Below are 13,713 nucleotides of genomic sequence, written 5' to 3' on the forward strand. Positions count from 1 at the left end.
GGCCACGGCCGGTGAGCATGACCAGCCCGAGCACCGCCAGCGCCGCGCCGACGGCCAGGCCGAGGCGGGGGGGCCGCGGCGATGAGCGCGCGGGCGCCGGCGCTGACGGCCAGGCCCGCCGCGGCGAGGGTGCCCGCGAATCCGAGGGTGAGCGCGGTCCCGGCGCGCAGGGCGCGCGCCATGCGGACCGGGAACGCGTCGGTGGTGGTGTCGCCGAGGGTGTGGGTGATCCAGGCGGGCAGCAGCGCGAATCCGCACGGGTTGACCGGGGCGAGCATCCCGGCGGTGAACGCCAGCGCCAGCAGTCCGCCCATCACGCCGCTCCCGCGTCGCGCAGTGCGGTGGTGATCTGGTCGGCGGACGGGTCGGTGGCGCGGTAGGTGACCTTGCCCGCCGGATCGACCACGACCAGCGTCGAGAGCGACGCCACCGAGAGTCGTGTGGTGAGGGTGGCGCCGGTGTCGATCACGGCGGGCAGCGCCTGGGTGCCGGTGAAGTCCTGGAACCCGGCCACCGTCTGCGCGGATTCACCCGGATCCATGTCGACCAGCACGAACGACGCCTTGTCGCCGAGTTGTCCGGCCGCCTGCGCCACCGATTTCGCGCCGCCCACGCATTCGCCGCAGCCGACGGAGAAGAAGAACAACGCGGTCGGCTTGTCACCGGGCACGCTGATGGAGGTGCCGGTGACGGTGTCGACCTGCACCGGCGCCACCGGATCCTGCGCCGTCGTGTCGGTCGAGGTGCACCCGGTGAGGGCCAGGGCTGCGGACAGCGCCAGCGCGGCGGCGGCGAGGGCGGGGCGGCGAAAGCGTGGCAGAGTGGCCATTCGAGGACAGTGGCCTTTCGTGCGGGGGCGAGGGAGTGTCAGCGCGGTCTCGCGACCGCTCATCGGGGTGTCAGAGTTCGAGACGGTCATGCCGGGGTTTCCGTCCGGTCGCGGTCGGCCGGAGCCGACCGAGGGGATCCGGGTCGGGGCGGACAACACCCCGTGGCCTTACGGGCGCGGCGCCGCAGGGTGTAGCCGACGGCGGCGGCCACGACCAGCACGCCTGCGGCAAGCAGCCACGGGCTGGTCAAGACACCGCCGAGACCGGCGAGCACGCCGCCGGCGATCAGGGCGGGACCGGCGCAGCAGGCGACCATCACCAGCACGCCACCGGCCACTGCGAGCAGACCACCGAACCCGCCCGAGTCGTTGTCGGGTGTGTTCATCGCCTTGTTGTCGGGTGTGTTCATCGCCGCCCACTACCGTCCGCGGCGGGGATGCGCGGGCAGCAGCCCAGCGCGGCGGAGTTGTCGGCCGCCAGCGACCGCGCCAGCATCACCAGGTCAGCTACCCGCGGATCACCCACGGAGTACCGCAGTTTCTTCCCGTCGCGGCGCGCGAGGACATACCCGCAGTCGGCCAGGCAGGACAGGTGTACCGACACCCGGGGCTGCGAGATGCCGGCGTGTTCGACGCAGTCGGCGGAGGTGCGCTCCCCGGCGAGGATGAATTCGAGGAGCTTGAGCCGGGTCGGATCCGACAGGGCGCGAAAAAACTTCGCCGTCGTATCCAGATGCGTACACGCCGACTCGGCACCGGGCACGGTGACAGTGGCGGTGGTGGACCGGGCCATGGGATCGCCTCCACGAGACTTGAACTATTCGGATAAGCGCATAATATGGTTCCGGTAGATATTCGTCAACACGAATAGCAGCCGTTGTCGGTTCAGCGGTTGCCCGACCAGGAGGCACCCTCGTGACCTTGACAGATTCCCGCGCCGATCTGGCGATCATCGGTTCCGGCTCGGCGGCGTTCGCCGCCGCCATCGCCGCGGTCAACCTCGGCAAACGGGTGGTGATGGTGGAGCGCGGGACGGTCGGGGGCACGTGCGTGAACGTCGGGTGTGTGCCCTCGAAGGCGCTGCTGGCCGCCGCCGAGGCCCGCCACGCCGCCGAGGCGGCGGGCCGGTTCCCCGGGCTCACCCCCGCCGAGGTGCCGCTGGATTTCCCCGCCCTGATCGCGGGCAAGGACGCGCTGGTCGGGCAGCTGCAGGCGGAGAAGTATGTCGACCTGGCCGCCGACTACGGGTGGGAGATCGTCTCCGGCACCGCGGTGTTCGACGGCAGCGCCGAGGCACCCGTGCTGCGGGTCGCGCGCGCCGAGGGCGGTGTACGGGTGATCGAGGCCGACCAGTATCTGATCGCCACCGGTGCCGCGCCCTGGGCTCCGCCGATCGACGGCCTCGTTGAGGCCGGGTATCTGACCTCGACCACCGCCATGGACCTCCAGCAGCTGCCGGAGTCGCTGATCGTGGTGGGTGCGGGCTATGTGGGGCTCGAGCAGGCCCAGCTGTTCGCCCGCCTGGGCAGCAAGGTCACGGTGATCGCGCGTAGCCGGCTGACCTCGGGTGAGGAACCGGAAATCTCGGCCGCGCTCGAGGCCGTCTTCGCCCACGAGCGCATCGACGTGCTCACCACCGCCACCGTCGAGAAGGTCCTCGCCGACGACGGGCACAAGGTGGTGACCGTGCGCACCGGCGGCGGCGCCAGCACCGAGCTGCGGGCCGAGCAGGTGCTGATGGCCACCGGCCGCCGCCCCAACACCGCCGGGCTGGGCCTGGATGCGGTCGGCGTCGCCGTCGACGAGCGGGGCGCGGTCGTGGTCGACGACCGCCAGCGCAGCAGCAATCCGCGCATCTGGGCGGCCGGGGACGTGGCCGGGGATCCGCAGTTCGTGTACGTGGCCGCCGCGCAGGGCACCCTGGTCGCCGACAACGCCCTGGCCGGTGCCGATCGCGTCCTGGACTACACCACGGTGCCGCGCGTGACGTTCACCAGCCCCGCGATCGCCTCGGTCGGACTGACCGACGCGCAAGCCGCCGCGGCCGGGCTGGCCTGCCAGTGCCGGGTGCTGGGGTTGTCGAGCGTGCCGCGGGCGCTGGTCAACCGGGACACCCGCGGCCTGGTCAAGATCGTCGCCGAAGCCGGCACCGGCCGGATCATGGGCGTGCACGCCCTCAGCGACGGCGCCGGGGACCTGATCACCGCCGCCACCTATGCGATGACCGCGGGTCTGACCGTCGACCGGCTCGCCCACACCTGGGCGCCGTACCTGACCATGGCCGAAGCGCTGAAACTGACCGCGCAGACTTTCACCACCGACGTCACCAAACTGTCCTGCTGCGCAGGCTGACGCCGTCGGACGGGAGGCAGTGATGAACGGACACATGACGATCGGGGACCTCTCGGCCCGCACCGGGGTGCCGGTGAAGGCGCTGCGCGAGTACACCGACCTCGGCCTGATCTACACCCTGGGCCGCAGCCCGGCCAGCTACCGCCTCTACACCGACGACGCGGAGTGGTGCGTGCGGTTCATCGGCGAGCTGCGCGGCCTCGGGCTCACCATCGCCGAGATCTGCCAGCTCACCTCCACCGACCGTGACGACCACGGCCGTTCGGTCGGCGCCCATCTCGCCGAGCTGCTGCAGCGGTCGCGGCAGCGGCTGCGCCAGCGCATCGCCGATGCCGAGCAGATCCTCGACCGCATCGACGCCTTCGAAACCGCACACCGTGCGCATCTGGCCACCGACGACCTGTGCTGGGCCGGTGACCCGTGCGGATGCGAGCTACGGGCTTGACCCTCACCCCGGGGACAGACCCTACCGTCGGCACCGTCACTGTCCGATCGCCCTCGAGGAGTCCGATCCCATGAGTACCGACAACCTCACTGCCGACGTTTTCGCCAAGATCCTGCCCGCCGGCCGGGACCGGGCGCTGATGCGCGCCGCGCTGCGGCTGCTCGCCCACGGCACCCCGGTCACCGTCACCGAACTCGCCGCCGCCGCGGGAGTGCCCGACCTCGACCCCGCGCAGACGCCGATCGGCGCCGACGTCGAATACGACGAGGCCGGCCGGATCGTCGGCTGGGGCCTGACCCTCAACCCGACCCCGCACCGGTTCAGCGTCGGTGGCCACCAGCTCTACACCTGGTGTGCCCCCGACACCCTCATCTTCCCCGCCGTCATCGGCGCACCCGCCTGCATCGAATCCGACTGCCCGATCACGGGCACCACCGTGCGCCTGACCATCGACCCCGTCACCGGGGTCAGCGACCTGGAACCGGCCACTGCGATGGTGGCCTTCGTCGACCCCGACCGGATCCCGGCGTTCGAGGGCTTGGCCCGTCAAGCGGCGGCCCACCGTCGCCAGGAACCGCCGCCGCTCCGCCGGCAGCACCGACATGTCCAGCTCATCCGCGCCCAGGTTGCGCAGGAACACCAGCTTCTCGACCTCGGCCTTCACCGCGGTCGCCGACGCCTCCACCGGGCCGGTCGACAACCACCGCAACCGCGACATCTCGATCGACGGGTCGACGACCAGCAACGCATCCAGTTCCTTACACCGCTGCGGCGTGAACTCGCGCGCCAACCGGTCGTAGGTCTCCCGCTGCGCCCGCGTGCGAGCGTGCGCGACCCGGCGGACCACCGTTTCCGGGCCCGGCCGGATCACCCGCGCCGAGATCAGGTACTCACACGCCAGCCGGAACAACAGCGTCGGCGAATCGTGCTCCATCGCCCGCGCCAGCAGAAACTCATCCAGCTCCTTCAACTCCATCGCCCCGGCAGGCCGCCACCCCAGATACTGGGCCACCAGCCGCACATGCTCGGTCCGCGTCTGCGCCCGCTTGCCATACGAACGAAGCTGCGCTGCATCGATATTCAGCTGATCCGCCAGCCGGGCCACCGCCACCGGCGGCGCCGACGGCACCTTGTCCGGCACGAACCCCAGCCACGGCAAGGTGCACAACGCCACCGCCAGGCCCAGACGGACCGCAGGGCCCCTGCCCTGCGGAGCAACAAACGCCAGATCCGCCGGGGTCAGCGTGAAGTACCGGAACAACTCCTCACGACTGATCTCCGGGAACTCCCGCAGGCGCTGCAACTCCTCGTCCGCGAATACCCGCGTCGCCACGAACCCCAGCCTCCAACACGCCGACCAACCTCATCGGCAGACAAGCCAAGCACCAACCACCCCGGCCCGCAGCCCGAACCGAGAAATCGCCGCTGACCAGGCACTACGCGAACTTCGTTGTTTTTTGCGCCATTACTACCGGGACCCCGACCTCGATGCCCAGCAGGTGCTCGAGAGTCTGGGTCATCGACCACTCGTGCTCGCTGGCGGCCGCCAAGACTTGGGGCAGGGCTTCGGCTGCGGCGTCGAGTTTGAGGACGGCGAGATGTCCGCGTAGTTGCTGGTAGACCGAGATCGCTGATTGTGACTGTGGCCCAACACTATTCGAAGAGTCCAGCCCAGCATTGTCGGTGTCGGTGTCGGTGTTGGTGTTGGTGGTCATGGGAGGTGGGTCCTGTTCTGTGCGGCGCGTTCGTACACGCTCATGTCGATGATCGATGCCTGCGGGCCGGTATCGTCGGTGTTGGTTGTGTTGTGGCGCAGTGTGTTTGCGGCGTCTCGGGCGGCCTGGCCGGGTGGGATACGTTCTTTGCGGCGATGCGGCCGACGGCTGCTGGAGGCGCCGGCTTTGGCCAGGGTCTCCAGCGCGACGACATGCCCGTGATCACGCACTTGGGCGCCCGACCCGGGCGTGGCGAGGCGGTGCCGCGCGATCACGATGCCCGAATCGGTGGCGATGTCGATGTGTCCGTCCCCGAGCCGCTCGCTCACGGTGACTTCACTCATCGCCACCTCCGGCGGCACCGAGTACTGGTTGCCGCGCCACGCCACCAGCGCCTGGCGCGATACCGTGCGCATCTCGGTGAGCGTGGCCGGATACGGAGCCGCTGGTGGGGCGCTGAGCGGTTCGCGAGCGGCCACCATGATCACACTCGCCCGACCATCAGAGGTCGGGCGCATCCGTGCATCCGAGCGGGTGCGGCAGAAGGTGTCGCAGCTGGTTTGCGCTTGTTCGGGTGTCGTCTCGTCGGGAAGGGTGCGCCACCAGCGTTGTGCAGCAGTGTGATTGGACTTCTCCACCACACCCTTGCGATTGCCTCTGCGAGGTGGGCACACATCGACCGAGACCCCGTAATACTTGGCCACGTCAGCGAACTCGGCGGTCAACGCGCCGGTCGACGGGTGGCAAACCGTCGCCATCCGGTCAAATCGCCACGACTTGGTGACCCCGCCGAGTCGGCGGGTGATGCGGTCGATCCCGGCGATCACCTGCGGGCGAGTCATATCCGGCGCCAGGTAGCCCCGCCATTTGCCGGAATGCGCCAACGACCCGACAAGCAGGAATGCTGTTGAACCCCAACCCCATTCGTCCGGCGGGTTCGGTAACTCCACCCAATCCCATTGCGTCTCCTCACCCGGCGGATGCTCGACGACCGCGTTCGCCCGCTCCGTCACCAGGGCGCACGCCTCACATGTCGGACGCAGGCCACGTTGCCGGATCTGGCGGGTCAATGTCGGATAGGACTGGGTGTAGCCGAGGTCCTCGAGTTCGTCGCACAACGTCCGTGACCACAGATGTGGGTCCTCAACCAGACGCGCGGTGACGTAGGCCAGGAACGGCTCGAACGGATCCGCCGCCGACTTCTTACGCTCGCCCGGGCTGCGCTCACCCTTGAGGTAGGCGCGAATGGTTTTCCTGTCGTGCCCGGTGTGGCGGGCGATCGCCGAGATCGTCCACCCCCGTTTGTGTAGTGCATGTACTTCCACATCGTTCTCCCGTGTCAACATGAAAGCGGGCCTCCCGAGATAGTTGGTGAGTGGTCAGAGACCATCAGCATCACGGGAGGCCCGCCTACTCTGGCGGTGCCACACGGGTGGGGAATTCAGATGAGCATCACTGGGGAATTTCGATGAGCGCCGTCATCATCGTCGTTGCGGCCTCATTCACCCTGAGCTTCACAGCACTGAGCGACCTCGCCCGCATGTCCGGGGCCATCCCGGACCGCCTGACCTGGCTCCTACCCGTCGTGATCGACGTCTTCATTCTGCAAGCCACCTGGTGCGTCTACGCCGCGACGACGCCGGCAAGCGATACCACTTCGCGATGCTGGCGATCTCCAGCACAGTCAGTGTCGCCGGCAATGCCGGCCACGCATTCCTGGCCAGCGACCAGGGGTCATGCACGGCCTGATGGCCGTGGCCATCGCCATCGTGGCGCCCCTGGCCCTGCTGGCAAGCATCCACGGCCTGGTCATGCACGTCTGGGCCGGCGGGGGAGTAACCGCGCACAACCGGACGCCGGACGTCGAGCATGACCCTGTGGACAGTGCACCCCATGCACACCCGCAGGTCAGCGCACCGACAGAGCCGCACCCGCAACACAACAATGCACAGGACGACGCAGACACCTCGCCACTGAGCCTCACGGACCTCGACGCACAGATCACCGACTCCGACCTCGACCTGGCCCGACTCGTGTGCAGCCGAGGTCGCAACGACGACCGTGTGGTCGCGCGCGTACTCGTCGCCGAACGACTCCGAGTCCACCGCGAGCAGACCGCCGACCTCACCGGCGTGCACAGAACCACGATCGGCCGTTGGCGCGACCTCGCGGCCGAGTGCACCGCCGACGCGTCGCCGCGCAGCGAGCGTGTGCACACAGCGGATCAGCCCGCACTCGCCCACGCCCACTGAGCACGCCAGGCAATCGTCTCGTGAGTACGCCGTGAATACATGAGTCGGCGGGGGTGCGTGTGGTCCCAGACTTCCCGTTCCAGGCACACCCCCACCTACCCGAACAGACTACACATGCATCGAACACCCATTCGAGAACCGGGGTTAGACTCTGTGCATGTTCGTGTGATGTATCGGGACATCGGTGACGTTTCTGCATCTGGACATTGGTGACACTTGGTGTGTCAGGACTTCGGTGACGGTGCGGTCTTCTTGGTGGGGCGTGGGCCGCGGGGTTGTCGATTTCCGACGTAGGTGATTCCTGGGGCGGGTCGGGGGTGTTCGACGAGGACTTCGCCTTCGGTGTTGGCGATGACGATTGTGTTGTCGTCGGTGACAACGAGGACCTGGTCGAAGGCGTGGTCCACATCGACCATGTAGGTGACTGCGTCCACGCTGATGGTGCCGGAGGTGCTGACAGTTCTGGCCAGGACGCCGTCGGGTAGGTCGGTGGGTTGCCGCTGTGCGGGCCGAGGGCGTGGTGTCGGCGGATCGAGCAACGGCCGACCGAATTTGGGGTGTGGCGCGTCGGCTTTCGGTGTTGCCTGCCAGGCGGTCAACGGTGTGACCCGCCCGGGCAGTCCTTGGTGAGGCCGCTCGGTGTTGTAGATGTGGTCGAACGCGTCGACCTGGGCCTGCAACTCGGCCAGGGTGTCGGCAAGTGGCTGTTTGTCCAGGTAGCGGAACAGTGTCTGGTGGAAGCGTTCGTTCTTGCCCTGCGTGGTGGGCTTGTAGGGCTTGCCGGTGATTGTTTCGACTCCGAGCGCGTGGGCGTGTTCGACGAGTTGACCGATGCGGCCGCGGCGTGAGGGGTTGAAAGCGGGCCCGTTGTCGGTGAGGAGTCGCTGGGGCACGCCGTGAGCGGTCACCGCCTTGTCGAACACCGCGATCGCGGCGTCGGAGGTCTCACCGGCGGCCACGTGGGAGCCCACGGCGTAGCGAGAGTGATCGTCGATCAGTTGCAGGATGACGCACGTACGTCCGCCGGTCAGAACGTATTCGGTGCCGTCGAGTTGCCAGCACGCATTCGGTGCGGGATAGACGAACCGCCGCCACGCCGAGCGGGGCTTCTTTTTCGGTTCACGCCGGGCTACTCCGGCATCGCGGAAGATGCGGGCCAGCGATGCTGTCGAGGGGACCTGTGCCATGCCCATCGACCGCATCTTGTCGTGCACGCTGATCGGTCCGTGGTCCAGACCCGACCTTTCCAAGGCGGCGCGCACCGCCACCGCTTGTGACTTGACCTCGTCACTGAGCGCTGACGGGCTCGACTTTGGGCGGCGGGTCCGCGGTTCGAGGGCTGCCGCGGGCCCCTCGACTTTGGCGCGTTTACGCAGCTCGTAGAACGACTTTCGAGAAATTCCGTGTTCGACGCAGAATGTTGAGACCGCTCCGCGGGGTGCATCATCAGGCCACTGCGAGATAGCTAGCCGGACGACAGGGTCGATAGGTTCATTAACAGCCACCGTCTGAGCGTTGAATGCGGCACGTGAGCTGACCCGAGGATGGCGGTTCGATCGGAGCCCAACCGGTTGCTTGTCGTGGACACCAACGCGAAAGCGCAAGCCTGCTTCCAGGTCGGCCACCTTGTCGCCTGCATCGACGTGTGTCAATATTGACGCGTGTCGAATAAGAATCTCCTGCTGCCACCCGGCCGCGGCCTCAGTAGCGACGAGACCGAGGCTGTCACCCCACTGTTGAAGGCACTCGCTGATCCGGTTCGACTGCGGTTGCTGTCGGAGGTCGCTGCGCATCCGGGCGGCGAGGCGTGCGTGTGCGACATCTCCGGGCCGTTCGAGCTGTCGCAGCCGACGATCTCGCACCATCTGAAGGTGCTGCGCCAGGCGGGTCTGGTGACCAGCGAGCGCCGCGCGACCTGGGTGTACTACCGGGTGAACACCGAAGCGCTGCAACAACTGTCGGGCCTGCTGGGCGATCTCGCCACGGTCGTGGGGGAAACGCGGTCGTGTGAGGCCGACCAGTGACCGCCACCGACACCGCGGTCGCGGGCAAGTTGTCGACGCTGGACCGGTTTCTGCCGGTGTGGATCGGCGCCGCGATGGTCGCCGGACTGCTGCTCGGTCGAGTCGTCCCCGGCCTGGGTGACACTTTGGCGGCGGTCGAGCTCGACGGCATCTCGCTGCCGATCGCCCTCGGATTGCTGATCATGATGTATCCGGTGCTGGCCAAGGTGCGCTACGACCGACTCGACTCGGTCACCGGTGATCGTCGCCTGCTACTCGGGTCGTTGGCGTTGAACTGGATCATCGGACCGGCGTTGATGTTCGCGCTGGCCTGGCTCCTGCTCCCGGATCTGCCGGAGTACCGGACCGGACTGATCATCGTCGGCCTGGCCCGATGCATCGCGATGGTCATCATCTGGAACGACCTGGCGTGCGGCGACCGCGAAGCCGCTGCTGTTCTCGTCGCACTGAACTCGGTGTTCCAGGTGGTCATGTTCGCCGTGCTGGGTTGGTTCTACCTCTCGGTGTTGCCCGGATGGCTGGGCCTGGAGCAGACCACCATCGACACCTCGCCGTGGCAGATCGCGAAGTCGGTGCTGATCTTCCTCGGTATACCCCTGGTCGCAGGCTTCCTCACCCGCCGCATCGGCGAGCGAACCAAAGGCCGCGACTGGTACGAGTCCTCGTTCCTGCCGCGTCTCGGGCCGTGGGCCCTTTACGGGTTGCTGTTCACCATCGTCATCCTGTTCGCGTTGCAAGGTGAGCAGATCACGTCGCAGCCGTGGGACGTCGTGCGGATCGCTCTGCCGCTGCTGATCTACTTCGCGGTGATGTGGGGCGGTGGGTTCGTGCTCGGGGCCGCGATGGGGCTGGGGTATGCGCGAACCACCACGCTGGCGTTCACCGCCGCGGGCAACAACTTCGAGCTCGCCATCGCCGTCGCGATCGCCACCTACGGTGCAACATCCGGCCAGGCCCTGGCCGGAGTCATCGGACCACTCATCGAGGTCCCCGTCCTCGTCGCCCTCGTGTACGTGTCCCTGGCACTGCGGAAACGCTTCACCACCCCAACCACTGCCTCCAGCCCGGATGTGTCGAAGGAGCCGGCTCGCGATGCCTGAGGATCTGTTGGACGAGCAGCTAAGTCGCAGTGAACACCGCGCGCAGCCCGAACTGTTGATGCCCCATGCCGTGCTCGCCCGTACCGCCGCTGACCTGGCCGCCAAGTATGAGGGGGTGGTGTCTCGCCAGACGGTGGAACGCTGTGTGTTCGAGTCCTACACCGCCTTACGGCGCACCTCCCGGGTGCATGCGCACCTGACGACCTTGGCGGGCAGGTTCGCGGCTGATCGGTTACGCGCCCTGGCCCAGTCCGATGGATCGGTGCCCAAGGATGTGCCCGAAGTTCTGTTCGTCTGCGTCCAGAACGCCGGCCGCTCACAGATGGCCGCCGGATTGTTGACCCACCACGCCGCCGGGCGGGTACACGTGCGCTCCGCCGGGTCAGCCCCCGCGCACTCGATCAACCCGACCGTCGTCGAAGCAATGACCGAGATCGGCGTCGACATGGGCACGCAGTACCCCAAACCGCTCACCGACGATGTAGTCGCCGCCGCCGACGTGGTCGTAGCCATGGGTTGCGGCGACGCGTGTCCGATCTATCCCGGCAAACGCTATCTGGACTGGACGGTCGCGGACCCCCAGGGCCGTCCCCTCGACGAGGTTCGCGCGATCCGCGACGATCTTGACGCCCGAGTTCGTGGTCTTCTCACCGAACTCACCACCGAACGTGTGTGACGTATCTGATGTTCCTTCACAGCTGAAAGGGCTTGTGTCTCATGTCTACATCTCGACCTAGGGTGCTATTTGTGTGTGTCCACAACGCTGGCCGCTCGCAGATGGCCGCCGGTTTCCTCACCGCCTTGAGCCAGGGCAGCGTCGAGGTCCGCTCCGCCGGATCTGCTCCCGCCGACTCCATCAACCCGGCCGCGGTCGAGGCGATGGCTGAAGTCGGTATCGACATCTCCGCACAGTCACCGAAGATCCTCACCCCCGACACCGTCGAATCCTCCGACGTCGTGATCACCATGGGCTGTGGCGATGCGTGCCCGGTGTTCCCCGGCGTCAGCTACCGGGACTGGGCTCTCGACGACCCAGCCGGCCAAGGCATCGACGCGGTCCGCCCCATCCGCGATCAGATCCGCGGACTCGTCGCGAACCTCCTCGACGAACTGGTACCCGCCGACCAGCAGGTCGGCCAATGAGCACACCACCGCAGGTGTTGTTCGTGTGCGTGTCCAACCGCGGCAAATCGGTGATGGCCGAACACCTCACACCGACAGTCACCGACCGGATCACCCCATCCTCAGCCGGCACCAACGCGAAAATCGGCGGCCAGGTCAACGAACTGTCCGCCCAGGTACTCGCCGAAGTCGGCGCCGACGTCGTCGGACATCAGCCGCGGCAACTCACCGATGAACTGATGCAAGCCGTGGACCTGGTCGTGGTGGTCGGCACCGCCGAGGTCACCCCACCCGACGGCGTCGCCCTCGAAGTGTGGGACACCGACGAACCCTCCGGACGGGGCATCGACGGTATCGAACGAATGCGGCTGATCCGCGACGACATCACCAACCGGATCCGCGCCCTCGCCGACCGCATCGCGCGGTAGGCGAGAACGCGAACCGAGGCTGTCAGCAGCAGGCTGTGCGCGCCTCGGCCTGGTCTGCGGCGTTGCCGCCGCAGCACACCGAACCCTGCTCGGCGTCCTCGGTGGCGTTCTGTTCCAACAGTTTCGGGCTGGTCCCGAACGTCTCGGAGTCAGCCAGCACGGTGTAGACCTCCCACTTCTCCTTCGCCGGCCCGGTCACCCACACCTTGTCCTGCGTCGCGAAACAACAGGTGGAGTTGATCTCCTCCTGGGTGAACAGACCCTCCCCGGACAACCGGGCGATCTCGGCGTGCACCTTCTCGCTCGACTCGACCTCGACGCCGAGATGGTTGATCGTGCCGCCCTGGCCGGGATTCTCCAGCAGCACCAGCTTCAGTGGCGGCTCGACGATCGCGAAGTTGGCGTATCCCGGCTTGCGCTTGGCCGGGGTGGTGTTGAACAGCTTGGAGTAGAACTCGATCGCGGTATCGAGATCATCGACATTGAGCGCGAGCTGCATACGGGACATGACCATCACCTTCACCTGTGAGACATATATCGAACTACTGACACCTGCAGGGTGCCACCTTTTCGACATATGTCAAGTACCAGGGTATGGTCGGGTCATGCCGAAGGCCCTGCCGATGGTCGACATCAGTGCCCCGATCTGCTGTGCGCCCGTGTCGGCGGCCCCTCTCGATGACGACACCGCCCTAGAAATCGCTCTGCGGCTCAAGGCGCTGGCCGATCCGGTCCGGATCAAACTCGTCTCGATTCTGCTCACTGACACCGGTGAGGGGATCTGCACCTGCGACCTCGCGACCGCGGTCAGCCTCACCGAGGCCACCACGAGCCACCACCTGGGGCAGCTCCGCAAGGCCGGCATGGTCGCACCTGACCGACGAGGGATGAACGTCTACTACCGTGCCCGGCCAGAGTCGTTGGAAGCGCTGCGCAGCGTTCTCAGCGCCATCACGGGGTGCTGCTGAACCGTCGCAGGCGCGGTCAGTTGAGCACCTGCGTCAGGCCCCCCTCATAGGCAACCGCGCCACGCAACGCAAGGCACATAGCGGTGCGTGGCGGAAACCAAATGAAGAAGTGTCACCACCAAGACCCCTCACTCTGTCACCTATGGCCTGATGCAGAACTGTCACCGATGTCTTGCGAGATGACACTGATGGCATGTTCGACCACTGGCCCGACACCCGAACACTACGCGTGGTCGACCCACCGAGGCCCGTGCTGATCGACATGGCGATCGCTGACCCGTCCTGCGGACGCTCGTATGCCGCCGGTGGGGGAGTGTCACTGCGAGTCCGCGCATCCGGTGCCCGGATCGAACCCACCATGAACGCGCTTCTCTTAGCGTGGCTCCAAACTTCAAACGGCCTCTGGCGCGGGATATGTCAGATGCCAGTCGAGAGCGCCAACCGCGTCTCCTCGGCCACGATCACCATGTGGGTGCCG

16 protein-coding genes and 4 pseudogenes are annotated in these 13,713 nt (G+C 67.1%); 11 read left to right on the forward strand and 9 right to left on the reverse strand.

Features of this window, described 5'->3' with window-relative positions; genetic code table 11:
- The 4 genes and pseudogenes from ABW18_RS21345 to ABW18_RS21360 form a co-directional block, all read right to left on the reverse strand.
- Positions 1–314 (reverse strand): annotated as a pseudogene (locus tag ABW18_RS21345) (hypothetical protein); the annotation flags it as partial.
- Positions 314–829 (reverse strand): TlpA family protein disulfide reductase, encoded by a 516-nt coding sequence (locus tag ABW18_RS21350; RefSeq protein WP_005180213.1) that lies wholly within the window; start codon positions 827–829, stop codon positions 314–316. The gene ABW18_RS21350 and the pseudogene ABW18_RS21345, both read right to left, overlap by 1 nt.
- A gap of 86 nt (positions 830–915) precedes the next feature.
- Positions 916–1,239 (reverse strand): hypothetical protein, encoded by a 324-nt coding sequence (locus ABW18_RS21355; protein WP_005180211.1) that lies wholly within the window; start codon positions 1,237–1,239, stop codon positions 916–918.
- Complete coding sequence (locus ABW18_RS21360) at positions 1,236–1,622, reverse strand: ArsR/SmtB family transcription factor (RefSeq protein WP_004018626.1); 387 nt, start codon at positions 1,620–1,622, stop codon at positions 1,236–1,238. The genes ABW18_RS21355 and ABW18_RS21360 overlap by 4 nt, the downstream gene beginning before the upstream one ends.
- Before the next feature lie 122 nt (positions 1,623–1,744).
- Here ABW18_RS21360 and merA point away from each other — a divergent pair, with 122 nt between their 5' ends.
- From merA to merB, 3 genes and pseudogenes are all read left to right on the forward strand, one after another.
- A complete protein-coding gene (merA, locus tag ABW18_RS21365; RefSeq protein WP_004018625.1) occupies positions 1,745–3,181 on the forward strand; it encodes a mercury(II) reductase in 1,437 nt (478 codons plus the stop codon).
- A gap of 34 nt (positions 3,182–3,215) precedes the next feature.
- On the forward strand, positions 3,216–3,626 hold the full coding sequence (locus tag ABW18_RS21370; protein ID WP_235434484.1) for a MerR family transcriptional regulator: 411 nt from the start codon (positions 3,216–3,218) through the stop codon (positions 3,624–3,626).
- A 139-nt stretch (positions 3,627–3,765) separates the two neighbouring features.
- Positions 3,766–4,086 (forward strand): annotated as a pseudogene (gene merB / locus ABW18_RS21375) (organomercurial lyase); the annotation flags it as partial.
- Between the two features lie 57 nt (positions 4,087–4,143).
- Here the strand turns inward: merB and ABW18_RS23440 are convergent.
- The 3 genes and pseudogenes from ABW18_RS23440 to ABW18_RS21385 all read right to left on the reverse strand — a co-directional run.
- Positions 4,144–4,959 (reverse strand): annotated as a pseudogene (locus ABW18_RS23440) (DUF4158 domain-containing protein); the annotation flags it as partial.
- Between the two features lie 148 nt (positions 4,960–5,107).
- Positions 5,108–5,341: pseudogene (locus tag ABW18_RS21380) on the reverse strand (IS21-like element helper ATPase IstB); the annotation flags it as partial.
- Entirely contained in the window at positions 5,338–6,687 is a 1,350-nt protein-coding gene (locus ABW18_RS21385; RefSeq protein WP_005180194.1) for a Mu transposase domain-containing protein, read from the reverse strand. The gene ABW18_RS21385 and the pseudogene ABW18_RS21380, both read right to left, overlap by 4 nt.
- Before the next feature lie 122 nt (positions 6,688–6,809).
- On the opposite strand from ABW18_RS21385, the gene ABW18_RS23270 reads away from it, so the two are divergent.
- Both ABW18_RS23270 and ABW18_RS23275 read left to right on the forward strand, forming a co-directional pair.
- Positions 6,810–7,214 (forward strand): DUF2637 domain-containing protein, encoded by a 405-nt coding sequence (locus ABW18_RS23270; protein ID WP_227918562.1) that lies wholly within the window; start codon positions 6,810–6,812, stop codon positions 7,212–7,214.
- A gap of 4 nt (positions 7,215–7,218) precedes the next feature.
- Complete coding sequence (locus ABW18_RS23275; protein ID WP_227918563.1) at positions 7,219–7,593, forward strand: hypothetical protein; 375 nt, start codon at positions 7,219–7,221, stop codon at positions 7,591–7,593.
- A gap of 224 nt (positions 7,594–7,817) precedes the next feature.
- Here ABW18_RS23275 and ABW18_RS21395 read toward each other — a convergent pair whose 3' ends face one another.
- A complete protein-coding gene (locus tag ABW18_RS21395) occupies positions 7,818–9,098 on the reverse strand; it encodes an integrase core domain-containing protein (protein WP_174299167.1) in 1,281 nt (426 codons plus the stop codon).
- Between the two features lie 156 nt (positions 9,099–9,254).
- Between ABW18_RS21395 and ABW18_RS21400 the strand changes: the two genes are divergently transcribed.
- The 5 genes from ABW18_RS21400 to ABW18_RS21420 are packed head-to-tail and all read left to right on the forward strand — an operon-like array spanning position 9,255 to position 12,267.
- A complete protein-coding gene (locus ABW18_RS21400) occupies positions 9,255–9,617 on the forward strand; it encodes an ArsR/SmtB family transcription factor (protein WP_005179499.1) in 363 nt (120 codons plus the stop codon).
- Positions 9,614–10,717, forward strand: a complete 1,104-nt coding sequence (gene arsB / locus ABW18_RS21405) for an ACR3 family arsenite efflux transporter (protein ID WP_005179505.1) — start codon at positions 9,614–9,616, stop codon at positions 10,715–10,717. Before ABW18_RS21400 ends, arsB begins: the two co-directional genes overlap by 4 nt.
- A complete protein-coding gene (locus ABW18_RS21410; RefSeq protein WP_005179509.1) occupies positions 10,710–11,393 on the forward strand; it encodes an arsenate reductase ArsC in 684 nt (227 codons plus the stop codon). Before arsB ends, ABW18_RS21410 begins: the two co-directional genes overlap by 8 nt.
- Before the next feature lie 41 nt (positions 11,394–11,434).
- On the forward strand, positions 11,435–11,860 hold the full coding sequence (locus tag ABW18_RS21415) for an arsenate reductase ArsC (RefSeq protein ID WP_012834432.1): 426 nt from the start codon (positions 11,435–11,437) through the stop codon (positions 11,858–11,860).
- Entirely contained in the window at positions 11,857–12,267 is a 411-nt protein-coding gene (locus tag ABW18_RS21420) for an arsenate-mycothiol transferase ArsC (RefSeq protein ID WP_005179518.1), read from the forward strand. Before ABW18_RS21415 ends, ABW18_RS21420 begins: the two co-directional genes overlap by 4 nt.
- A 22-nt stretch (positions 12,268–12,289) precedes the next feature.
- On the opposite strand, the gene ABW18_RS21425 is transcribed toward ABW18_RS21420, so the two are convergent.
- Positions 12,290–12,775 (reverse strand): ArsI/CadI family heavy metal resistance metalloenzyme, encoded by a 486-nt coding sequence (locus ABW18_RS21425; RefSeq protein WP_005179519.1) that lies wholly within the window; start codon positions 12,773–12,775, stop codon positions 12,290–12,292.
- Positions 12,776–12,872: 97 nt separating this feature from the next.
- On the opposite strand from ABW18_RS21425, the gene ABW18_RS21430 reads away from it, so the two are divergent.
- Entirely contained in the window at positions 12,873–13,235 is a 363-nt protein-coding gene (locus ABW18_RS21430) for an Rv2640c family ArsR-like transcriptional regulator (protein WP_005179521.1), read from the forward strand.
- Positions 13,236–13,713: the final 478 nt, after the last annotated feature.

This window comes from Gordonia jacobaea, from assembly GCF_001186365.1.
Classification (GTDB): domain Bacteria; phylum Actinomycetota; class Actinomycetes; order Mycobacteriales; family Mycobacteriaceae; genus Gordonia; species Gordonia jacobaea.